Origin of the sequence: Amycolatopsis sp. NPDC051128 (assembly GCF_040682715.1) — a bacterium.
Lineage (GTDB): Bacteria > Actinomycetota > Actinomycetes > Mycobacteriales > Pseudonocardiaceae > Amycolatopsis.
The window spans coordinates 1-21,791 of record NZ_JBFBBN010000080.1; the positions used below are offsets into that span (position 1 = coordinate 1).

The following is a 21,791-nucleotide window of genomic DNA, read 5'->3' on the forward strand; positions in this document are numbered from 1 at the left end:
CACCACCGACCGCGGCAACCACCGAAACTTCCGCACCCTCACCACAACCCACCCTCTCAACCAGGCGGTGTTGCAACGACCCCATGACTCCGAGCCACCATGAAGGACTCAAAGTCTCCATGGTGGCCTTCACGGATTTGGCGAGGGGCTACTTGTTCACGTCGCGGACCGCGCCCGTGTCGGCGGACGTCGCCATCCGGGCGTAGGCGCGCAGCGCCGCGGTGACCGGGCGCTGGCGGTCCTTCGGCTGCCACGGCCGCTCGGACGCCTCCATCTTCGCTCGCCGCTCGGCCAGCACCGGCTCGTCGACCAGCAGCTCCAAGCGCCGCTCGTGGATGTCCAGCAGGATCCGGTCGCCGTTCTCGACCAGGCCGATCAGGCCGCCCGCCGCCGCCTCCGGGGAGATGTGGCCGACCGAGATGCCGGACGAGCCGCCCGAGAAGCGGCCGTCGGTGATCAGCGCGCACTTCTTGCCGAGGCCCGAGCCCTTGAGGAACGCCGTCGGGTGCAGCATCTCCTGCATGCCCGGCCCGCCCGCGGGGCCTTCGTAGCGGATGACCAGCACCTCGCCCGGCTGGATCTCCTTCTTGAGGATCGCCGACACGGCTTCCTCCTGGCTCTCCAGCACCCGCGCCGGGCCCTCGAAGTGCCACAGCTCCTCGTCGATGCCCGCCGCCTTGATCACCGCGCCGTTCTCGGCGAGGTTGCCGCGCAGGATCGCCAGGCCGCCGTCCTTCGTGTAGGCGTGCTCGACATCGCGGATGCAGCCGCCCGCCGCGTCGGTGTCCAGCGACGACCAGCGGTTCTCCGTGGAGAACGCCTGTGTCGTGCGGACCCCGCCCGGCGCCGCGTGGAACAGCTCGACAGCGCGCGCGGAAGGCGAAGCGGCCCGGATGTCCCACTCCTCCAGCCAGGACGCGAGGTCGGGGGAGTGCACCGAACGGACGTCGGTGTTGAGCAGCCCGCCGCGGTACAGCTCGCCGAGGATCGCCGGGATGCCGCCGGCCCGGTGGACGTCTTCCATGTGGTAGTCGGAGTTCGGCGCCACCTTGGACAGGCAGGGCACGCGCCGGCCGATCGCGTCGATGTCGGCGATGGTGAAGTCGACCTCGCCCTCCTGGGCGGCGGCGAGGATGTGCAGCACCGTGTTCGTCGAGCCGCCCATCGCCATGTCGAGCGCCATCGCGTTCTCGAACGCCGCCTTGGACGCGATCGAGCGGGGCAGCACCGAGTCGTCGTCCTCGTCGTACCAGCGGCGGCACAGCTCGACGACGGTACGGCCGGCGTCCTCGAAGAGCGCGCGGCGCGCGGCGTGCGTCGCCAGCGTGGAGCCGTTGCCCGGCAGCGAAAGGCCGAGCGCCTCGGTGAGGCAGTTCATCGAGTTCGCGGTGAACATGCCGGAGCACGAACCGCACGTCGGGCAGGCCGAGCGCTCGACGATGTCGAGACCGTCTTCGTCGACTTCGCTGCTCGCCGACGCGGCGATCGCGGTGATCAGGTCGGTCGGGGCCTGCGCGACACCGCCGACGACGACGGCCTTGCCCGCCTCCATCGGCCCGCCTGAGACGAACACGACCGGGATGTTCAGCCGCATAGCGGCGTTGAGCATGCCCGGGGTGATCTTGTCGCAGTTGGAGATGCACACCAGCGCGTCGGCCTGGTGCGCGTTGACCATGTACTCCACCGAGTCGGCGATGATCTCGCGCGAGGGCAGCGAGTAGAGCATGCCGGAGTGGCCCATGGCGATGCCGTCGTCGACGGCGATGGTGTGGAACTCGCGCGCGACGCCGCCGGCTTCCTTGACCGCGCCGGCGACGATCTCGCCGAGGTCCTTCAGGTGCACGTGGCCGGGCACGAACTGGGTGTAGGAGTTGGCGATCGCCACGATCGGCTTGCCGAAGTCGCTGTCGGTCATGCCGGTGGCGCGCCAGAGCGAGCGCGCGCCCGCCGCGTTGCGGCCGTGGGTGGTGGTCCGGGAACGGAGAGGCGGCACGGGAACTCCCAGGTCAAAGGCGGGCCGGCGAAACTGGTAGGACCAATTTACTCGCTGGGCGAAGTCTCGGGCTTCCCGGGCTTGATGTCCTCGGCGTCCAGCAGCCCGCTCGGATCCGCGACGAGACCTTCGCTGACCAGCGACAGCACCGGCAGGTGCCGGGTCCGCACCGTGGGCAGCGGCACCTTCGTGTCGTCCTTGAGTACCGCCTGGACGCGGGACTTCTTGGTGATCGCGAGCCCCTTCAGCGCCGACCACGGCACGTCGCGGCTGCCGAACATCGTCCGGATCGCCAGCCCGTCGCGGGTGGCGACGGTGCGGGTGCGGATCACGAACACCGCCAGCGCGATGGGGAAGAGGTAGAGCCACTGCAGGTACGGGATCTCGCCGAGGGCGATCGGCGTCACGCAGATCGTCAGGAGGGCGATCGCCATGAAGGACGTGCGGGGGATGCGGAAGACGGCTTTCCGGCCCTCGTCCGGCTTGTCCTGCTGCGCTTTTTCGGCCACGCCGAAATGGTGCACCGCGGCGCGGACCGGCTCGAACCCGGGTCGGGCGGGCGCGGCGCGTGTCCAGCATGCGGACTCGCCATCCCGCAGAGTTGACACCCGGACGGCGTTCGGGCTAGCGTCGTGGCCGTGACATCGCTGACCGGCCTCGTACTTCCCAAGCGCGTCGACGCTTAGGGAAGACTTTCCGCTGCGTCGACGCGCGACCCTCGTGCGACCTTACGGTCGGCGAGGGTTTTTTGTTGCCCAAGGGAAGAGATGCCTGGCCCCACCGCACAAAAACCGGCCCGAACGAGTGACACCGAGACCTACGAGGCAGAACCGATGACCAGTGCCACGTCGCGGAGCGACGCGAAACCCGGGCCGACGCCCGGTACGCCCGGAGCACGTCCGAAGCCGGCGCCACCGGCGGGAACGCCGGTGCGCGTCACCGGCGCCCAGTCGCTCGTGCGCTCGCTCGAAGCGGTCGGCGCCGAGGTGGTCTTCGGGATTCCGGGCGGCACCATCCTGCCCGCCTACGACCCCCTGCTCGACTCGACGAAGGTCCGCCACATCCTGGTCCGCCACGAGCAGGGCGCGGGCCACGCCGCCACCGGCTACGCGCAGGCCACCGGCAAGGTCGGCGTCTGCATGGCCACTTCCGGCCCGGGCGCGACCAACCTGGTCACGCCGCTGGCCGACGCGAACATGGACTCCGTCCCGGTCGTGGCCATCACCGGCCAGCAGTCCCGGGCGCTGATCGGCACCGACGCGTTCCAGGAAGCCGACATCTGCGGCATCACCATGCCGATCACCAAGCACAACTTCCTCGTCACGGACCCGGCGGACATCCCGCGGACCATCGCCGAGGCGTTCCACCTGGCGAGCACGGGCCGGCCCGGCCCGGTCCTGGTGGACATCCCCAAGGACGTGCTGCAGGAGATGACCTCGTTCTCCTGGCCGACCGAGCTGCGGCTGCCGGGCTACCGCCCCACGCTGCGCCCGCACGGCAAGCAGGTCCGCGAAGCCGCGAAGCTCATCGCGAAGTCGCGTCGCCCGGTGCTGTACGTCGGTGGTGGCGTGATCAAGGCCGAGGCGCACGAGCAGCTGAAGCAGCTCGCCGAGCTGACCGGCATCCCGGTCGTCACGACGCTGATGGCGCGCGGCGCGTTCCCCGACTCGCACCCGCAGCACCTCGGCATGCCGGGCATGCACGGCACGGTCGCCGCCGTCGCCGCGATGCAGCGCGCCGACCTGCTGATCGCCCTCGGCGCCCGGTTCGACGACCGGGTCACCGGCCAGCTGTCGTCGTTCGCGCCGGACGCCGCGATCGTGCACGCCGACATCGACCCGGCCGAAATCTCCAAGAACCGCAAGGCCGACGTCCCGATCGTCGGCGACTGCAAGGAGATCATCGGTGAGCTGATCACCGCCGTGCAGTCGGAATTCGACCACGGCGGCAAGCCCGACCTCACCGACTGGTGGACCCAGGCCGACGGCTGGCGCAAGAACTACCCGGCCGGCTACGAGTGGCCCGACGACGGTTCGCTGTCGCCGCAGTACGTCATCGAGCGGATCGGCGAGCTCGTCGGCCCGGACGCGGTGTACGCCGCCGGTGTCGGCCAGCACCAGATGTGGGCCGCGCAGTTCGTCAAGTACGAGAACCCGCGCACCTGGATCAACTCCGGCGGCCTCGGCACCATGGGCTTCGCCGTGCCCGCCGCGATGGGCGCGAAGTTCGGCGTCCCGGACACCCAGGTGTGGGCGATCGACGGCGACGGCTGCTTCCAGATGACCAACCAGGAGCTGGCCACCTGCGCCATCGAAGGCGCGCCGATCAAGGTCGCCGTGATCAACAACGGCAACCTGGGCATGGTCCGGCAGTGGCAGAACCTGTTCTACTCGGAGCGGTACTCCAACACCGACCTCGGCACGCACAAGCACCGCATCCCGGACTTCGTGCTGCTGGCCGAGGCGCTGGGCTGCGCCGGGCTGCGGTGCGAAACCCGCGAAGACGTCGACGCCACCATCCGCCGCGCGATGGAAATCGACGACCGCCCCGTCGTGATCGACTTCGTCGTGGGGAAGGATGCCCAGGTGTGGCCGATGGTCGCGGCCGGCACCGGCAACGACGAGATCATGGCGGTCCGGGGCATCCGGCCGCTGTTCGACGACGACGAGGTTTCGGTCGAAACGGCCGAGGCCCTGGAAGCCCCCGCGGAAGGTGAGCGCTGAGATGAGCGTCCACACCCTGAGTGTCCTGGTCGAGAACAAGCCCGGTGTGCTCGCGCGCGTCTCGGGCCTGTTCTCCCGCCGCGGGTTCAACATCGAGTCCCTCGCCGTCGGGCCCACGGAGAACCCCGAGGTGTCCCGGATGACGATCGTGGTCGCCGTGGAAGAGCTACCGCTCGAACAGGTGACCAAACAGCTCAACAAGCTGGTCAACGTGATCAAGATCGTCGAGCTGGAGCAGTCGACCGCCGTGCAGCGCGAACTGCTGCTGGTCAAGGTCCGCGCCGACAACACCGTGCGCAGCCAGGTCCTCGAAACCGTCCAGCTCTTCCGTGCGAAGGTGGTGGACGTGTCCCCGGAGGCGCTCACCGTCGAGGCGACCGGGACGTCGGACAAGATCGGCGCCCTGCTGCGGATGCTGGAGCCGTATGGCATCCGCGAGCTGGTGCAGTCGGGCATGGTCGCGGTGGGCCGTGGCGCCCGTTCGATCACCGCGACCTCACCGCGTTGAAAACTTTGTAAGTCAGGAAAGGAAGCAGTAACCCCCATGGCAGTGGAAATCTTCTACGACGACGACGCCGACCTCTCGATCATCCAGGGGCGCAAGGTCGCTGTCATCGGCTACGGCAGCCAGGGCCACGCCCACTCGCTGAGCCTGCGCGACTCCGGCGTCGACGTCCGCATCGGCCTGCCCGAGGGGTCCAAGTCGCGGGCGAAGGCCGAGGAGCAGGGCCTGCGCGTGCTCACCCCGGCCGAGGCGTCGGCCGAAGCCGACCTGATCATGATCCTGGCGCCGGACACGAAGCAGCGTCACATCTACGAGCAGGACATCGCGCCGAACCTCAAGGACGGCGACGCGCTCTTCTTCGGGCACGGCTTCAACATCCGCTACGACCTGATCAAGCCGCCGTCGAACGTCGACGTCGCCATGGTCGCCCCGAAGGGCCCGGGCCACCTGGTCCGCCGCCAGTTCGTCGACGGCAAGGGCGTCCCCGCGCTCATCGCGGTCGAGCAGGACGCTTCCGGCAACGCGCAGGCGCTCGCCCTGTCCTACGCGGCGGCGATCGGCGGTGCCCGCGCCGGCGTCATCAAGACGACGTTCACCGAGGAGACCGAGACCGACCTCTTCGGCGAGCAGGCCGTGCTCTGCGGTGGCGCTTCCGCGCTGGTGCAGACCGGGTTCGAGGTGCTCACCGAGGCCGGCTACGCCCCGGAGATCGCCTACTTCGAGGTGCTGCACGAGCTGAAGCTGATCGTCGACCTCATGTACGAGGGCGGCATCGCGCGCCAGCGCTACTCGATCTCCGACACCGCCGAGTACGGCGACCTGACCCGCGGCCCGCGCGTCATCTCGCCGGCGGTCAAGGAAGAGATGAAGAAGATCCTCGGCGAGATCCAGGACGGCACGTTCGCCCGCGAATGGGTCGCCGAGGACGAGGCCGGCCGGCCGAACTTCACCAAGCTCGAGGAGCAGGGCAACCAGCACCCGATCGAGGCGACCGGCAAGAAGCTGCGCGACCTGATGTCGTGGGTGGACCGGCCGATCACCGAGACCGCCTGAGCATTTCCGGCAACACCGCTTTCCGGTAAGACAGCTTTTCCGGTAAGACGCTGAAGGGGACGCCCGCCGCGGGCGTCCCCTTCAGTGCGTTCGGTGTCCGGCTCGCTACGCTGGTGGCATGAGTGAGCAGCCGGTCGACGACAAGGCGCACATCCGGCACCGCCTGGACTTCACCAAGGCCGAGTGGATCCGGGCCGAGCCGGAAGGCGTCACCCTCGACGACTGCGTCGAGTACGCCTTCATCGAGCACACCGACGGCGTCACCTACACCGCGATGCGGCAGTCGGCGAAGCCGGACGGCGTGACCCTCGTCTTCACGCCGTCGGAGTGGGACGCGTTCGTCAAAGGCGTCCGCGACGGCGAGTTCGACCTGCCCGAGGATCTCGAGGAAGCCTAGAGCTTCGCGGCCAGCTCGGGAATCCTGCCGAGGTCGCCGGCGATGCCGAGGTGGTCGCCGTAGTCGCGGGATTCGACGATCAGTCCGTCGCGGACGCGCATGGCGAAGATGTTGGCGATCCGCACCGGACGGCCGCCGTACTCGCCCTGGTAGGCGAACTCGCCGATCAGCACTTCCGGATCGGCGCCCTGGTAGGTGACCAGATCGGCGACCGCGAAACCGGGGTTCAACGCCTTTCCCGCCGCGAAGTGCTCGCGCAGTTCCTCGCGGGTGCGCAGCACTCCCGAACCCGGCAGGAACGGGTGCGTCACGTGGGTTTCCTCGGCGTACAGCTCGGTCAGTTCGTCCCAGCGTCCGCCCGCGACCCCGTGGACCAGCCGCTCGAAGACGGTCCCCGGCTTCTCCGGTTCCGGCGTGACCGGCGAAAGCTCGCGCGGCGGCGCCTGCTCGTACGCCTTGACGAGCTGGTCGACGCCGTCGCGGATCACGGCGAGCCGCAGGTAGTCGTGGTAGTCGCGGGAATGGACGATGAGGCCGTCGCGGATGCGCAGCACCTGGATGTTGGCCGTCGGGATCGTCCGCCCGGTCTCCACCGATTCGGCGTCGTAGTCGTATTCGGCGACGATCACCTCGGGGTCCGTGGTCTCGTGCACGACGACGTTCCTGCGCTTGAGCCGCAGGGTCCCGGCGAGGGCGCCGGTGAACCGTTCGTGGACCGTCGCGCGGCCGGTGAGGCGCGTGGGCCGCGGCACGGCCTGGGGGTGTTCGACGACGGCGTCTTCGGCGTAGAGCGCGGAAAGCTCGCCGAACCGTCCTTCGCTGATGCCGTCGGACAGCGCGGCGAACACGTCGCGGGGTGAGTTCATGGGTCCTCTCAGAAGACAAAACGGAGTCTGTAGTCCGCCTTCAACGATACGGACTACAGACTCCGGTTGTCTACCGGGTTCGCAGGAGGTCCCGCGCGGCCGGCTGCCCGCACACCTCCGCCCACGTTTCCGGGGTGCTGCCCCAGATCGCGTCCCGCGCGTCGACGTCGGCGCCGCCCTCGACGAGGGCTCGGATGACGTCGAGGTGCCCGGACTGCGCGGCCAGGTGCAGGGCCGTGACGCTTTCGCCGTGGTTCGGGCCGCCGAACGTGCCCGGGTGGTTCACGTCGGCGCCGAGGTTCAGCAGCGCCCGGACGGCGTCGACCTTGCCCTCCGCCGCCGCCCACGCGAGCGCGGTGCCGCGGTAGACGTCGGCGTCCGGGTCGGCGCCGCGGGCGACGAGCTCTTCAGCGCGTCGACGCGGTCGTTGCGCGCCGCCCAGGACAGGGCTTCGTTCCTGACTTCGGCGGGGTCGTCCGTCGGCTGCCGACGCGGGAAGCCGCTGTGCGGGCGGTAGAACTTGCGGTGACGCCCGGCGGCGGGGGAGAGCGTGCCGTCGGGCTTCAGGAGCTCGTCAAGGAGGTTCGCGTCGCCGAGCCCGGCCGCGACGCGCAGGTTGCCCGGCGCCCGGCTGTGCGCGGCCAGCGTCTCCGCGGCTTCGCGGTGGCCCCAGAACAGGGCGACGACCAGGGGAGTCCCGCCGTCGCCGCGGGCTGAGACGTCGACGGGCGCGCCGTGCCGGAGGAGCAGGTCGAGCAGGAGCGGCAGGTTGCGGTAGGCCGCTTGGTGCAGCGGCGTCCAGCCGTGGACGTTGCCGCGCGCCGGGTCGGCGCCGTGGTCGAGGAGGATCCGGCTGAGCCGCTCGTCGCACGTCGCGCCGGCCATGCCGAGCAGGTCGTTGCCGTTGGTGCCGCGGGCGGTGACCAGGCCGGGGAAGTCGGTCAGGAGCGTTTCGAGCTGCTCGGGATCCCTTGCCTCGACCGCCCGGTACGCGCGGGCGAACGGCTCGCCACTGTCCACAAGAGACTTGACGTGATTACGGAGTGCTTTCCAGGAACCGAAACCGTGCTCCCGTGCGACGACCGCGCGGGCGCCGTCGCGGGTGAGTGGCTGTCCCCAGCGGTCGAACGGCTCCCGCGCGCCGGGCGTCTCGTCCTCGGCCGAGGCGAGCAGGCCGAGCGCGCGCTCGGCGTAGTACCCGACGTCCTGGTGGTACGGGTGCTGCAGGCTTTCGCCGTGCTCGGTGACGCGCCGGACGTACGCCTGGAGTTTCGGCCAGCTCGGGAAGCCGTGCTCCCGGGCGATCCGGAACTGCGCTTCGGACAGCTTCACGGCTTCGGCGCGCGCAAGGTCTTTCGCGCGCTTGCGCAGCTGGTCCAGGCTGGGTTTCGCGGGCAGCGTGCCCATGGTGCCTCCTTCCCTCGTCGCCCGTGGTCCGCCGGCACCGGGCAGGAAAGAAGGTGCGGAGCTGGTGGTGCGGTGCTGCAGGGGTGGGCTCGGCCCTTTCCGCGGACGGGGCGCGGCCCTCACCACGCCCCGCCACCCTACCGCCGAACCCGGATCTCGCGTGATTCCCGACGGCACTCGCGTGATCGAAGCCGTAACTCGCGTGATTGAGCCCGTAACTCGCGAGATACGGCTCTGATCACGCGAGTTACGGGTGTGGTCACGCGAGTTACGGCTTCCGTCACGGGAGGAGGTCGGCCAGGCGGCGGTAGGACTTCTCCGTGCGGGCCAGGACCTGGACGCAGACGTGGTCGGCGCCCGCGTCGAGGTGGGCCTGGATCCGGTCCGCCACCGCCTGCTCGCCGCTCGCGACGATGGCGTCGACCAGGCGGTCGCTGCCGCCGTCGGCCAGGTCTTCGTCGGTGAAGCCGAGCCGGCGCAGGTTCGCCTGGTGGTGCGGGGCCTGCCGGACGTACAGGTCGACGTGCTCCCGGGCCGCTTCCCGGGCGGCGTCCGGCGCAGCGTCCAGGATCACCGCCTGCTCGACCGCCAGGTACTTGCCGGGGCCGAGCCGCTCCCGAGCCACCGCCGTGTGCTCCGGCGGGACGAAGTACGGGTGCGCTCCGTCGGTTCGCTCGGCCGCCAGGTCCAGCACGCGAGGACCGAGTGCCGCGAGCAGCCGGCGAGGCCGCGGCGACGGCGGTGGCAGCGCCGGCAGGGCGGCGTCGTCCATCCCGTCCAGGTACTCACGGAGCGCGCTCAGGGGCCGTGCGCCCGGGAAGTGCCCGCCGAGGCCGGCGATGAACCGGCCCGGGTACGCCTCGCCGAGCGCCCGGATCGCCGCTTCCGCCGTGATCGGCGCGCGGCGGTCGAACCGCGCGATGCCCGTCGCGACGGTGAGCCGCGAGGTCGCCGCCAACAGCAGCGCCGCCTGCGTGAACGCGTCCCGGCCGGCGTACTCGCCGAACCAGAGCGCGTCGAAGCCGAGTTCTTCCACCTCGGCCGCCGTTTCGCGGACGGCGCCGATCGGGGCGCCGTCGAAGAACCGCCAAATCCCGACGCTCATCGGGTCACCTCCGGGGCCAGCTCGGCCAGTATGTCCACAGTGGATTCGAACGAGGGCGCGGACGGCGTCAGCAGCACGTGGTCCGCGCCCGCGTCGAGCAGTTCGCCGAGCCTCTTGGCGATGGTCGCCGCGTCGCCCCAGAGAACGAGGTCGTCGACGAACCGGTCGCTCGGGCCGTCGATGTCGGCTTCGGTGTAGCCGAGCCGTTTCCAGCCCGCGAGGTAGGCCTTGACGTCGTGCTCGCGGGACAGGGTCACACTCCGCCGGACGCTCGTGCGAGCGTCTTCGCGGGTCCCGAGCAGGACCGTCTGCTGCGGGATCAGCAGCTTGTCCGGCCCGAGGATTTCGCGGGCGTACGGCGTGTGCGAGACCGGCTGGGCGAACGGGTGCGCACCATCCGCCCGCTCGCGCGCCAGCTCCAGCATCTTCGGCCCGACCGCGGCCAGCACGCGCGGAAACGCGACGGGAGAAGGGTTTTCGGCTGCGGTCGCGTCCATTTCGGACAGGTATGCCCGCATCCGGTCGACCGGCCGGTACTCCTCGCCGAGCTTCGCCGCCTGGAACGCGTGCCCGATGCCGACGCCGAGCACGAACCGGCCCGGGTGGGCCTGGGCGAGCGTGGCGCCGCCCTTCTCGGCGGTGATGCCGCGCCGCAGCCACACGTTGGCGATGCCGGTGCCGAGGACGACGTCCGGCACCGAAGCGAGCAAATCGCCGAAATGCGCGAACACCTCGCGCGTCCCGGGTCCTTCGCCGCTCCAGATCGAGCGGTAGCCGAGGCCGGCGAGCCGCCGCGTGGCCGCGCGCTCGACGTCGGGTGGTGGCCGCAGGGGCGCGCTCGGCAGCCAGGCGCCGATCGCGCCGAGCCGGGCCCGTGTTTCTTCGATCAGGGTCATCCTCTGAGTTCCCTCCAGTAATGTGAGGCTGCCTCCGGTTAATATACGGAGGCAGCCTCCGATTGGCTACCCGGTAGGCTCGGAGGGGCGATGACCGAAGTCAAGCCGATGCGCGCGGACGCCCGCCGCAACTACGAGCGCCTCCTCGAAGAGGCGCAACGCGCCTTCGCCGAACACGGCGTCGAGGCGTCATTGGAAGACGTCGCGCGCCGTGCCGGTGTCGGCATCGGCACGCTCTACCGGCACTTTCCGACGCGGGAAGCGCTGCTCGAGACCCTCTTGAGGGCCCGGTTCGACGCCCAGGCCGAGCGGGCGCGCGAACTGCTGACCCATCCGGAGCCGCTGAACGCGCTGCGGACCTGGCTGTCCGGGCTCGGCGACGCCACCGGCACCTTCCGCGGCCTCGTCGAACTCACGGCGGACGCGCTGAACGACGAATCGTCCCGGTTGTACGAGTCATGCCACACGATGCGCGAGGCCGGTTCCCAGTTGGTGGAACGCGCGAAAGACGAAGGCGAGCTGCGCGCCGACGTCACGACGAACGAGCTGCTTCTGTTGCTGCACGCGGCATCCTGGGCGGGTGGGCACCTGCCGGGCCCGGGGGGTATGCAGCGCCTCCTGGCTCTTGTTTTCGAAGGATTACGAGCGAGTTAACACCGTGGGAAGCCAGGGGGCGGTCCAGCGGGTTAAACTCCGCCTCGACCGGGGCACAACGACGTGCAGAGACCGTTTGTCGACCCAGAGCGTCCTGGAAATGACCAGATAGTGGGAGCCGTATCGTGAGCAAGCCCAGTCTCCAACGTCCAGTTGTCCTCATCGCGGAGAAGCTCGCCCCCTCCGTGCTGAGTGTCTTCGGTGACGAGGTGGAGGTCCGGCACGTCGACGGCACGGACCGGTCCGCGCTGCTCGAGGCGGTGAAGAGCGCCGACGCGCTCCTGGTCCGCTCCGCCACCAAGGTCGACGCCGAGGTCCTCGGCGCCACGACGCAGCTCAAGGTCGTCGCCCGCGCCGGCGTCGGCCTGGACAACGTCGAGGTGCCCGCCGCCACCGCGCGCGGCGTCCTGGTCGTCAACGCGCCGACGTCGAACATCGTCTCCGCCGCCGAGCACGCCGTCGCCCTGCTGCTGTCGGTCGCGCGCCGGGTCCCGGCCGCCGACCAGAGCCTCCGCGGCGGCGAGTGGAAGCGCAGCTCGTTCTCCGGCGTCGAGCTCCAGGGCAAGACCATCGGCGTGGTCGGCCTCGGCAAGATCGGGCAGCTGTTCGCCCAGCGCCTCGCCGCCTTCGACACGCACATCATCGCCTACGACCCCTACGTCTCGGCCGCGCGCGCCGCCCAGCTCGGGATCGAGCTCGTCACCCTCGACGAGCTGCTGACCCGCGCCGACGCCATCTCCATCCACCTGCCGAAGACGCCGGAGACCAAGGGCCTCATCGACGCCGAGGCGCTGAAGAAGACCAAGCCGGGCGTCATCATCGTGAACGCCGCCCGCGGCGGGCTGATCGTCGAGCAGGACCTGGCCGACGCGCTGCGCTCGGGCCACGTCGGCGGCGCCGGCGTCGACGTCTTCGTCACCGAGCCGACCACGTCCAGCCCGCTGTTCGAGCTGGAGAACGTCGTCGTGACGCCGCACCTGGGCGCGTCGACGGCCGAGGCGCAGGACCGCGCGGGCACGGACGTCGCGAAGTCGGTGCTGCTCGCCCTGCGCGGCGACTTCGTCCCGGACGCGGTGAACGTCTCCGGCGGCGGCGCGGTGGGCGAGCACGTCCGCCCCTACCTGTCGCTGACCCAGAAGCTCGGCACGCTGCTCACCGCGCTGAACCCGAAGGCGCCGACGTCGGTGACCGTGCAGGTCAAGGGTGAGATCTCCAGCGAAGACACCGGCGTGCTGCAGCTGGCCGCGCTGCGCGGCGTGTTCACCGGCGTGGTCGAGGACCAGGTCACGTTCGTCAACGCGCCGCAGCTCGCCGAGCAGCTGGGCGTGCAGGTCGAGCTCGAGACCGAGCCGGAGAGCCCCAAGTTCCGCAGCCTGGTCACGGTGCGCGCGGTGCACTCCGACGGCACGGTGCTGACCGTGTCCGGGTCGGTCACCGGCCTGGACGAGGTGGAGAAGCTGGTCGAGGTCAACGGCCGCGGGTTCGACCTGCGCGCCGAAGGCACGGTGCTGCTGGTCGAGTACGCGGACCGCCCGGGCGTGATGGGCCGCGTCGGGACGCTGCTCGGCGAGGCCGGCATCAACATCGAGGCCGCGCAGATCAGCCAGACCACCGACGGCTCCGACGCGGTGATGCTGCTGCGCGTCGACCGCCACATCGACGCCCACCTGCTGGACCCGATCGGCGCTTCGGTCGGGGCGCACACGATCCGCGCGGTGGACTTCAACTGACATAACACATCCGAAGGCCCCCTCGTCGTCATGGCGAGGGGGCCTTCGCACGCAATCACATTCATATAACGGAGTCTTTTGCCTACGGAAGTAGGTGTTTTGGGGTATTAGGTTCTCCCCGCGAGGTCGAACCACGCGCCGTCGAGGGCACGGCGCGGTCGCCGTGCTTCACCGTCGGGGGTGCTAGGAGCGGCAGGCAGGTTCGGGTCCAGACCTCGAGCAAAGGGGACGACCCATGAACAGATCCCGGCTACCCGCCCGCGCCACGACGGCGTTCTTCGCCGTGGTGCTGGCCGCCGCATTGGGGGCGCCGGTCGCGGCCGCCGCCCCTGTGTCCACTCAAGACGTGCCCCTCGCCGACGGGGTCGCCCCGGCGAAGATCGACGACGCCAAGCTGCAGGGCAAGCTGTCGCCGCGCCTGGGGGCCGCGCAGGGCGCGATCACCGCGTTCGTCGAACTGGCCAAGAAGCCGGCCGTCGACGCGTTCACCGCCGCGCAGCCGCAGGGCAAGGAGCAGGCGAAGCGAGCCGCCCGTGCCGCCAAGGACGACACTGCGGCCGCGGTGAACTCGGTTCTCGGCCAGCTGCGCGCGGGCGACGCCAAGCCGCAGGTGGTCACCCAGACCGCCAACGCCGTCCCCGGCGTGGTCGTCACCGCCGACGCCGCGAAGCTGCGTGAGGTCGCGAAGCGCGCGGACGTCGTTTCGGTGCGCACGGTCGTGCCGAAGACCCGTACCAACGCCAGCGCCGAGCAGCTGACCAACACCCTCGCCGCCTGGCAGCAGACCGGCAAGTTCGGCGACGGCGTCCGCGTCGGCGTGATCGACGACGGCATCGACTACACCCACGCCGACTTCGGCGGCCCCGGCACGCAGGCCGCCTACAAGAGCGTCGACAGCACCAAGCCGACCCCGCTCTTCCCGAGCGCCAAGGTCGTCGGCGGCACCGACCTCGTCGGCGACGACTACGACGCCGCGACGCCCGGCAAGACGACCCCGAAGCCGGACGCGAACCCGCTGGCCTGCGGTGAGCACGGCACGCACGTCGCCGGCACCATCGGCGGCTTCGGCGTCACGGCCGACGGCAAGACCTTCAAGGGCGACTACAAGTCGCTCGACGCCAAGAAGGTCGACGCGATGCGGATCGGCCCGGGCACGGCGCCGAAGTCGCTGCTCTACGCCATCAAGGTGTTCGGCTGCGCCGGCTCGACGAACGTCACCTCGCAGGCGCTGGACTGGGCGCTCGACCCGGACGGCGACGGCGACTTCACCGACCACCTCGACATCGTCAACCTCTCGCTGGGCTCCGACTTCGGCGCGCCGGACGACCCGGACTCGCTGTTCGTGCGCAAGCTCGCCGCGAACAACGTGCTGCCGGTCATCTCCGCGGGCAACGGCGGTGACCTCAACGACGTCGCCGGTTCGCCGGGCAACACCCCCGAGGCGCTCACCGTGGCCAGCACGCGCGACGCGGGCATCCTCCGCGACGCCGCCGAGGTCACCGCGCCGACGGCGGTCAACGGCCAGAAGACCGGGCAGTACAGCCAGAACTACACCGGCTACGACACGCTGAACCTCACCGCGCCGGTCGTCGCGCTGTCCGCGGCCAACGCCGCCGGCTGCGCGCCGTACTCCGCCGCGGACAAGGCGAAGGCCGCGGGCAAGTTCGTCTGGCTGGAGTGGGACGACAACGACTCGACCCGCGCCTGCGGTTCGGCCGCCCGCGCCGGCAACGCGCAGGCCGCCGGGGCGAAGGGCGCGCTCCTTTCGTCCACTTTGGAGCACTTCAGCGCGGGCATCGCGGGCAACGCGGCGATCCCGGTGTTCCAGTTCACCGGTTCCGCGACCGCGCCGCTGCGCGCGTCGCTGGCCGCGGGCACGCTGCAGGTCCGGCTCTACGGGGCCGGCCGCGCGTCGATCCAGACCTTCGACAAGAAGATCGTCGACACCCCGAGCTCGTTCACCTCGCGCGGCGTCCGCGGCCCGGTCGTCAAGCCGGACGTCGCCGCGCCCGGTGACACGATCACCTCGGCGTTCCGCGGCAGCGGCAACGGCCGGACCGTGCTGTCCGGCACGTCGATGGCCGCCCCGCACACCGCGGGCATCACCGCGCTGGTCCGCCAGTCCCACCCGGACTGGTCGGTCGAGGAGGTCAAGGCCTCGGTCATCGACACCGCCGGCCACGACGTCACCGACGGCGCGGGCCACACCTACGCGCCGCAGCGCGTCGGCAGCGGCCGGATCGACGCGAAGGCGGCGCTGGACAACCAGGTCCTCGCCTACGTCGTCGACGACCCGGGCGCGGTGAGCGTCAGCTTCGGCACCGTCGAAGCCTCCGGGCCGGTGACCCTGTCGAAGACGATCAAGCTGGTGAACAAGGGTGTCACGCCCGCCGAGTACACCGTGGCCTACCAGGCGGTCAACGCGCTGCCGGGTGTCGAGTACACAGTGGACAAACCGTCGGTGAAGCTGACGCCGCGCGGCACCGCGAAGGTCAAGGTGACGCTCAAGATCACCGACCCGAAGGCCCTGCGCAAGGTCATGGACCCGACCATGCAGGCCACCCAGGCCGGGCTGGCGCGCCAGTTCGTCGCGGACGCCTCCGGCCGCGTCGCCTTCACGCCCACCAGCGGGGCCAAGGTGCCGCTGCGGGTTTCGGTCTACTCCGCGCCCAAGCCGGTTTCGACGATCTCGACCCCGGCTTCGGTCAAGTTCGCCCCGGACGCCACCCAGGGCGTGCTGAACCTCGGCGGCAAGGGCGTCGACCAGGGCGCGGGCGCGCAGCGCTACCGCTCGCTGATCAGCGTGCTCGAGCTGCAGGCGGAGTCCCCGCAGCTGGCCGAGTGCGACGCCGACGTGGTCACCGACTGCACGGTGAACAAGACCGCCAAGGGCGGCGACCTCCGCTACATCGGCGCGGCTTCCACCGCGCCGCTGGCGAAGGCGCAGGGGGAGCCGGAGAACGCGATCCTCGCGTTCGGTCTGTCCACCTGGGGCGACTGGGCGAACCTCGGCAGCAACACCACGCCGTTCGTGGACATCGACACCACCGGGGACGGGCAGGCGGACTTCGAGACCTACGTGGCGAAGGCGACGTCCACCGACGTGCTGCTCGCCACCACGGTCGCGCTGACGCCGGGCTTCCCGACCGTCGACGTCCAGGCGGTCAACGGCCAACTCGGCGACGTCGACACCAACGTGTTCGACACGAACGTGCTCACGCTGCCGGTTTCGCTGGCCGCGCTGGGCATCGACGCGAGCGCCGACAGCCACCGGATCAGCTACACGGTGGGCGTCAGCGGCTTCTACGTCGCGCCGGGCACGACGAACGGGCTGATCGACTACGCCGGCACGCCGCTTTCGTTCGACGCGCTGGCGCCGGGCTACGCGGTGCAGGGCGGCGGCGACGCCGCGCTGGGCTACGTCGCGAAGCCGGGGACGGCGCTGGTCGTCACGCGGAACGCGGCGTCGGCCGCGGCCGACAACGCACTCGGCCTGCTGGCCATCGAGCACCACAACGCCGCTGGTAACCGGGCCAACGTGGTCAAGGTGGACGCGGCACAGGGCGCCCGGCCGGGGAACGACCGTCAGCCGATCGGGGCAGGTCGCCGCTGACGGGTGGCACGATCGATTGTCGCAGGATCAGGGGCGTTCCCGGCGGATTTCCGCCGGGGGCGCCCCTCGCGTTAACCCGATCGGGTGTCTCACGGTGCGGGATGATGCGGCATAAGGGTGGTGCGGCTACGGCCGTTTGTCTACGGCCGGTAACCTTCCGGCTGCTGGCGTTTTGTTGCGGTGGGCCATCGGTGCGCCGGTGCCCGGTCGACGGAGGTGTGTGGATGCGGCTCGCGGTGATCCCAGGAGACGGGATCGGGCCCGAGGTGGTCTCCGAGGCGCTGAAGGTGCTCGGCGAAGTAGTACCGACGGCGGAGATCACGAACTACGACCTCGGCGCCGCCCGATGGCACTCGACCGGTGAACTCCTCCCGGAATCGGTCCTCGGCGAGCTCCGTCAGCACGACGCGATCCTGCTGGGCGCGGTCGGCGACCCGTCGGTGCCCAGCGGCATCCTCGAGCGCGGCCTGCTGCTGCGGCTGCGGTTCGAGATGGACCACCACGTCAACCTGCGCCCGGCGCGGCTGTACCCGGGCGTCCGGGGACCGCTGGCCGACGCCGGTGACGTCGACATGGTCGTCGTGCGCGAAGGCACCGAAGGCCCGTACGCGGGCACCGGTGGCTTGCTGCGCAAGGACACCGAGCACGAGATCGCGACGGAGGTCAGCGTCAACACGGCGTACGGCGTCCGCCGTGTGGTCGCGGACGCGTTCGACCGCGCCGAGGCCCGGCCGCGCAAGCACCTGACGCTCGTGCACAAGACCAACGTGCTCGAGTACGCCGGTTCGCTGTGGTCGCGGATCGTCGAAGAGGTTTCGCTGGAGCACCCGGAGGTGACCGTCGCCTACTCCCACGTGGACGCGGCGACGATCCACCTCGTCACCGACCCGTCGCGGTTCGACGTGATCGTCACCGACAACCTGTTCGGCGACATCATCACCGACCTCGCGGCCGCGGTCACCGGCGGCATCGGCCTCGCGGCGAGCGGCAACCTGGACATCACCCGCCGCAACCCGAGCATGTTCGAGCCGGTGCACGGTTCCGCGCCGGACATCGCCGGCCAGGGCCTGGCCGACCCGACGGCCGCGGTGCTGTCGGTGGCGCTGCTGCTGGACCACCTGGGCCAGAAGGAGTCGGCGCGCCGCATCGAGGCGTCGGTGGCATTCGATCTGGCCACGCGCGACCAGGCTTCGCCGGGGGCGACGACGGCGATCGGCGACCGGCTCGCGGCGCTCGTTTCGTCCAACGTGCGCACGGGCTGAGAGCGGTTTCGGAAAGCCCCGCACCTGGCGTGGTGCGGGGCTTTTCGTGCCGGGGCTGTTCCCGGATGGTGGGAGCTTGACCCAGCTTGTGGACTTCCGCCGGAACGCTGTGGCATGATGCGGCGGTGACCAGCTTCGCGATCATTATCGACGAGCGCGCCGGACGATAGCTCCACAAGAGCACCCGGCGCGCAACCTCTCGCACCCACGCGGGAGGTTTTTTTGTGCCCCGAAACGCCGTACCGCCTTCAGGAGACGACCGTGACCCGCAAGGAGCCCGCCGATACCCCCCTCGGCGACGCCTTCCACCTCTACGACACGACCCTGCGCGACGGCGCGCAACGCGAGGGCATCTCCTACTCCGTCCAGGACAAGCTGGCCGTCGCGCGGCTGCTGGACGAGCTCGGCGTCGGGTTCATCGAAGGTGGCTGGCCTGGAGCGCTCCCCAAGGACACGGAGTTCTTCGCCCGCGCCGCGAAGGGCGAACTGCGGCTGAAGCACGCGGCACTCGTCGCGTTCGGCGCGACCCGGAAGGCCGGCACCACCGCCGACGCCGACCCGCAGGTACGGGCGCTGCTCGACAGCGAGGCGCCGGTCATCACGCTCGTCGCGAAGTCCGACCTGCGCCACATCGAACGCGCCCTGCGCGTCGACGTCGACGAGGCCTGCGCGATGGTCCGCGACACCGTCGGGTTCCTCGTCCAGGAGGGCCGCCGGGTCTTCCTCGACGCCGAGCACTTCTTCGACGGCTACGCCTATTCTCCCGAGACCTCACTCAGGGTCCTCGACGCCGCCGCCCACGCGGGCGCCGACGTCGTCGTGCTCTGCGACACCAACGGCGGCCAGCTGCCGCTCGGGCTCGCCGAGACCGTCCGGGAGATCAAGGAGAAAACCGGATTCCGGCTCGGGATCCACTGTCAGGACGACACTTCCTGCGCCGTGGCGAACTCCGTCGCCGCGGTGCAGGCCGGCGCGACGCACGTCCAGTGCACCGCCAACGGTTACGGGGAGCGGGCCGGCAACGCCGACCTCTTCGCCGTGACGGGAAACCTGGTGACCAAGCTCGGCATGGAGGTCCTCCCGACCGGAGGTGCCGCCGAGCTGACCCGGGTCTCCCATGCCCTTGCCGAAATCGCGAACCTCGCCCCCTACACCCACCAGGCCTACGTAGGGGCGTCGGCTTTTGCCCACAAGGCAGGACTGCACGCGAGCGCGATCAAGGTGGATCCGTTGCTGTACAACCACATCGATCCAGCTTCTGTCGGCAACGACATGCGGGTACTGGTCACCGAGATGGCCGGCAGGGCGAGCCTCGAGCTCAAGGGACGTGAGCTCGGGGTCGACCTTGCCGGCCGGCCCGAAGCGCTGACGAGCGCGATCACGAAGGTCAAGCGGCTCGAAGCGGAAGGCTGGTCCTTCGAGGCCGCCGACGCCTCCCTGGAGCTGCTGCTGCGCCAGGAGGCCGACGTCCCGGCCGAGGCGCCGTTCGAGCTCGAGTCCTACCGCGTGGTGCTCGACCACCGCCCGGACGGCGAGGTCATGGCCGAGGCGACGGTGAAGGTGCACGTCGGCGGTCAGCGCGTCATCGCCACCGCCGAGGGCATCGGCCCGGTGCACGCCCTCGACGCCGCGCTGCGGAAGGCGCTGAGCCCGCACCTGTCCTGGTTGGACAGTGTGGAGCTGGCCGACTACAAGGTGCGCATCCTGCAGGGTCACCCGGGCACCGACGCGGTGACGCGCGTGCTGGTCGAGAGCACCGACGGCGAACGCGAGTGGACCACGGTCGGGGTGCACGGCAACATCGTCGAGGCCAGCTGGCTGGCCCTGTGCGACGCGCTCGTGCACAAGAGCACCACCGTGGCCTGAGTCACGAGCAGTGACATCCGGGGGCGCCGCCACCCGGAACCCCCGAAGGGTGTTGGGAGGGCGCACGTAGACTGCCGGCGTGCGCCTAGCCCGTATTGCTCATCCCGGTGGTGTCGCGTTCGCTTCGGTCGAAGGGGACGGTGACGACGCCCAAGTCCTGGAAATCGCCGAGCACCCGTTCGGCCAGCCCAACTTCACCGGCAAGCGGTGGCCGCTGGCCGACGTCCGGCTGCTCGCCCCGATCCTGCCGTCCAAGGTGATCGCCGTCGGCCGCAACTACGCCAAGCACGCGGCCGAGTTCGGCAACGAGGTGCCCAGCGCCCCGATGCTGTTCCTCAAGCCGTCGACGACGGTCATCGGCCCGAACGCGGCGATCCGCCGTCCCGGCACCATCGGCCGCGTCGACTTCGAGGGCGAGCTCGCCATCGTCATCGGCCAGCCGGTGAAGAACGTCCCGGCGGCCCGCGCCGCGAGCGCGATCCTCGGCTACACGGTCGCCAACGACGTCAGCGCCCGCGACCTTCAGAAGGCCGACGGCCAGTGGGGCCGCGCCAAGGGCTTCGACACCTTCTGCCCGCTCGGGCCGTGGATCGAGACGTCGATCGACGCGTCCGACCTGGCGCTGCGATCCGAGGTCGACGGCGAGCTCAAGCAGGACGGCCGCACCTCCGACCTCGTGCACAAGATCCCCGAGCTCGTCGAGTTCGTCTCCGGGGTCATGACGCTCCTGCCCGGCGACGTCATCCTCACCGGCACCCCCGAGGGCGTCGGCCCGATCGAGGGCGGCCAGACCGTCTCGATCACCATCGAAGGCATCGGCACCCTGACCAACCCGGTCGAAACCGTCTAAGCGTCGCCGAACAGCGCCCGGGCGGCCGCGACGACGACGTCCGGGCGCTGTTCCGGGATCAGGTGCCCGCAGTCGTCGAGCACCCGCACCGGCAGCGCCGTGCCCAGCAGGGCCGGGGGCACCAGCACGTCCCGGCGTCCGGCCAGGAGCTCGGTCGGCACTCGGAGCCGGTCCGCGGCCGGGTGCCGCAGCTTCGGGAGGTCGTGCACCACGAACTGCCAGTTCAGCTCGCGCCCGGCCCTGGCGTACCCGGGACGGCGGCTGCGCCGGACGAACTCCTCGACGCCGTCTTCGGCCGCCCCCCACCGCCGGAGCAGGAACCGCGTCAGACCCGGCCAGTGGCGCAGTACGGCGGGGCCGAGCAGCGGGAGTTCCCACAAAGTCGTGTGCCAGAAGCGCCAGGCGGCGCGGCGCAGGGCCCGCCGCTCCGGCCAGGGGTGGGTCATGTTGAGCGCGAGGTGGCCGCGAACGCGTTCGGGAGCGCGCAGGCACAGCGCGAACGCCGTCCAGGCGCCCCAGCCGTGGGAGACGATCGAAACCTCGTCGAGGCCGAGCGCGTCGAGCAACGCGAGCAGGTCGTCGACGCGGGTGCCAGTGTCGTAGCCGCCCGCCGGCGCTTCGGACCAGCCGGCGCCGCGGAAGTCCGGGCAAAGCACGCGGTGGCCGGCGGCGAGGCCCGGGATCACCCGGCGCCAGGCGTACCAGTGCTGGGGAAAGCTGTGGAGCAGCAGTACGGGACGGCCGGCGCCGGCTTCGGCGACGTGCAGCCGGACGGCGCCCGCCCGGACGAAGCGATGGGTCACTCCGGCGACGGCCGGGAAGGTGTCTTCTCTCGGGTTCACGCCAGGGAGAGGACCCTCGCGGTGGCCGA

At 70.6% G+C, this 21,791-nt stretch carries 17 protein-coding genes and 2 pseudogenes; 10 read left to right on the forward strand and 9 right to left on the reverse strand.

What is annotated here, in order from left to right:
• Positions 1–148 precede the first annotated feature (148 nt).
• Both ilvD and AB0M82_RS43945 read right to left on the reverse strand, forming a co-directional pair.
• Complete coding sequence (ilvD, locus tag AB0M82_RS43940; RefSeq protein WP_364735437.1) at positions 149–1,993, reverse strand: dihydroxy-acid dehydratase; 1,845 nt, start codon at positions 1,991–1,993, stop codon at positions 149–151.
• Between the two features lie 47 nt (positions 1,994–2,040).
• Positions 2,041–2,502, reverse strand: a complete 462-nt coding sequence (locus AB0M82_RS43945; protein WP_364735439.1) for a PH domain-containing protein — start codon at positions 2,500–2,502, stop codon at positions 2,041–2,043.
• 324 nt (positions 2,503–2,826) lie between these two features.
• Here AB0M82_RS43945 and AB0M82_RS43950 point away from each other — a divergent pair, with 324 nt between their 5' ends.
• From AB0M82_RS43950 to AB0M82_RS43965, 4 genes are all read left to right on the forward strand, one after another.
• Positions 2,827–4,716 (forward strand): acetolactate synthase large subunit, encoded by a 1,890-nt coding sequence (locus AB0M82_RS43950; RefSeq protein WP_364735441.1) that lies wholly within the window; start codon positions 2,827–2,829, stop codon positions 4,714–4,716.
• Between the two features lies 1 nt (position 4,717).
• Positions 4,718–5,224, forward strand: coding sequence for an acetolactate synthase small subunit (gene ilvN, locus AB0M82_RS43955; RefSeq protein ID WP_003080760.1), 507 nt, complete (start codon positions 4,718–4,720; stop codon positions 5,222–5,224).
• A 36-nt stretch (positions 5,225–5,260) separates the two neighbouring features.
• Positions 5,261–6,274, forward strand: a complete 1,014-nt coding sequence (gene ilvC, locus AB0M82_RS43960; protein ID WP_360267039.1) for a ketol-acid reductoisomerase — start codon at positions 5,261–5,263, stop codon at positions 6,272–6,274.
• A gap of 118 nt (positions 6,275–6,392) precedes the next feature.
• The gene (locus tag AB0M82_RS43965) at positions 6,393–6,671 is read left to right on the forward strand and encodes a DUF397 domain-containing protein (protein WP_364735443.1); all 279 of its coding nucleotides are present in this window, start codon (positions 6,393–6,395) and stop codon (positions 6,669–6,671) included.
• Here AB0M82_RS43965 and AB0M82_RS43970 read toward each other — a convergent pair.
• The 6 genes and pseudogenes from AB0M82_RS43970 to AB0M82_RS43995 form a co-directional block, all read right to left on the reverse strand.
• Entirely contained in the window at positions 6,668–7,537 is an 870-nt protein-coding gene (locus AB0M82_RS43970) for a nuclear transport factor 2 family protein (RefSeq protein WP_364735445.1), read from the reverse strand. The two genes, AB0M82_RS43965 and AB0M82_RS43970, sit on opposite strands and share 4 nt — an antisense overlap.
• Before the next feature lie 70 nt (positions 7,538–7,607).
• Positions 7,608–7,823 (reverse strand): ankyrin repeat domain-containing protein, encoded by a 216-nt coding sequence (locus tag AB0M82_RS43975; protein ID WP_364735447.1) that lies wholly within the window; start codon positions 7,821–7,823, stop codon positions 7,608–7,610.
• 27 nt (positions 7,824–7,850) lie between these two features.
• Positions 7,851–7,979 (reverse strand): annotated as a pseudogene (locus AB0M82_RS43980) (hypothetical protein); the annotation flags it as partial.
• Positions 7,980–8,230: 251 nt separating this feature from the next.
• Positions 8,231–8,944, reverse strand: a pseudogene (locus AB0M82_RS43985) (ankyrin repeat domain-containing protein); the annotation flags it as partial.
• 280 nt (positions 8,945–9,224) lie between these two features.
• On the reverse strand, positions 9,225–10,049 hold the full coding sequence (locus AB0M82_RS43990; RefSeq protein WP_364735449.1) for a TIGR03620 family F420-dependent LLM class oxidoreductase: 825 nt from the start codon (positions 10,047–10,049) through the stop codon (positions 9,225–9,227).
• Complete coding sequence (locus AB0M82_RS43995) at positions 10,046–10,945, reverse strand: TIGR03620 family F420-dependent LLM class oxidoreductase (RefSeq protein WP_364735451.1); 900 nt, start codon at positions 10,943–10,945, stop codon at positions 10,046–10,048. The genes AB0M82_RS43990 and AB0M82_RS43995 overlap by 4 nt, the downstream gene beginning before the upstream one ends.
• A 90-nt stretch (positions 10,946–11,035) precedes the next feature.
• On the opposite strand from AB0M82_RS43995, the gene AB0M82_RS44000 reads away from it, so the two are divergent.
• The 6 genes from AB0M82_RS44000 (at position 11,036) to AB0M82_RS44025 (ending at position 20,920) form a co-directional block, all read left to right on the forward strand.
• Positions 11,036–11,599, forward strand: coding sequence for a helix-turn-helix domain-containing protein (locus tag AB0M82_RS44000; RefSeq protein ID WP_364735453.1), 564 nt, complete (start codon positions 11,036–11,038; stop codon positions 11,597–11,599).
• A gap of 125 nt (positions 11,600–11,724) precedes the next feature.
• Entirely contained in the window at positions 11,725–13,329 is a 1,605-nt protein-coding gene (serA, locus tag AB0M82_RS44005) for a phosphoglycerate dehydrogenase (protein WP_364735455.1), read from the forward strand.
• 235 nt (positions 13,330–13,564) lie between these two features.
• On the forward strand, positions 13,565–16,942 hold the full coding sequence (locus tag AB0M82_RS44010) for a S8 family serine peptidase (RefSeq protein WP_364735457.1): 3,378 nt from the start codon (positions 13,565–13,567) through the stop codon (positions 16,940–16,942).
• A gap of 224 nt (positions 16,943–17,166) precedes the next feature.
• The gene (locus AB0M82_RS44015; RefSeq protein ID WP_364735459.1) at positions 17,167–18,204 is read left to right on the forward strand and encodes a 3-isopropylmalate dehydrogenase; all 1,038 of its coding nucleotides are present in this window, start codon (positions 17,167–17,169) and stop codon (positions 18,202–18,204) included.
• A 261-nt stretch (positions 18,205–18,465) separates the two neighbouring features.
• On the forward strand, positions 18,466–20,070 hold the full coding sequence (gene cimA / locus AB0M82_RS44020) for a citramalate synthase (RefSeq protein WP_364735461.1): 1,605 nt from the start codon (positions 18,466–18,468) through the stop codon (positions 20,068–20,070).
• A gap of 79 nt (positions 20,071–20,149) precedes the next feature.
• Positions 20,150–20,920, forward strand: a complete 771-nt coding sequence (locus AB0M82_RS44025) for a fumarylacetoacetate hydrolase family protein (RefSeq protein WP_364735463.1) — start codon at positions 20,150–20,152, stop codon at positions 20,918–20,920.
• Here the strand turns inward: AB0M82_RS44025 and AB0M82_RS44030 are convergent.
• Positions 20,917–21,762 carry an alpha/beta fold hydrolase gene (locus AB0M82_RS44030; RefSeq protein WP_364735465.1) on the reverse strand — a complete coding sequence of 282 codons (846 nt, stop codon included), beginning with the start codon at positions 21,760–21,762 and terminating at the stop codon, positions 20,917–20,919. The genes AB0M82_RS44025 and AB0M82_RS44030 overlap by 4 nt on opposite strands.
• Positions 21,763–21,791 lie beyond the last annotated feature (29 nt).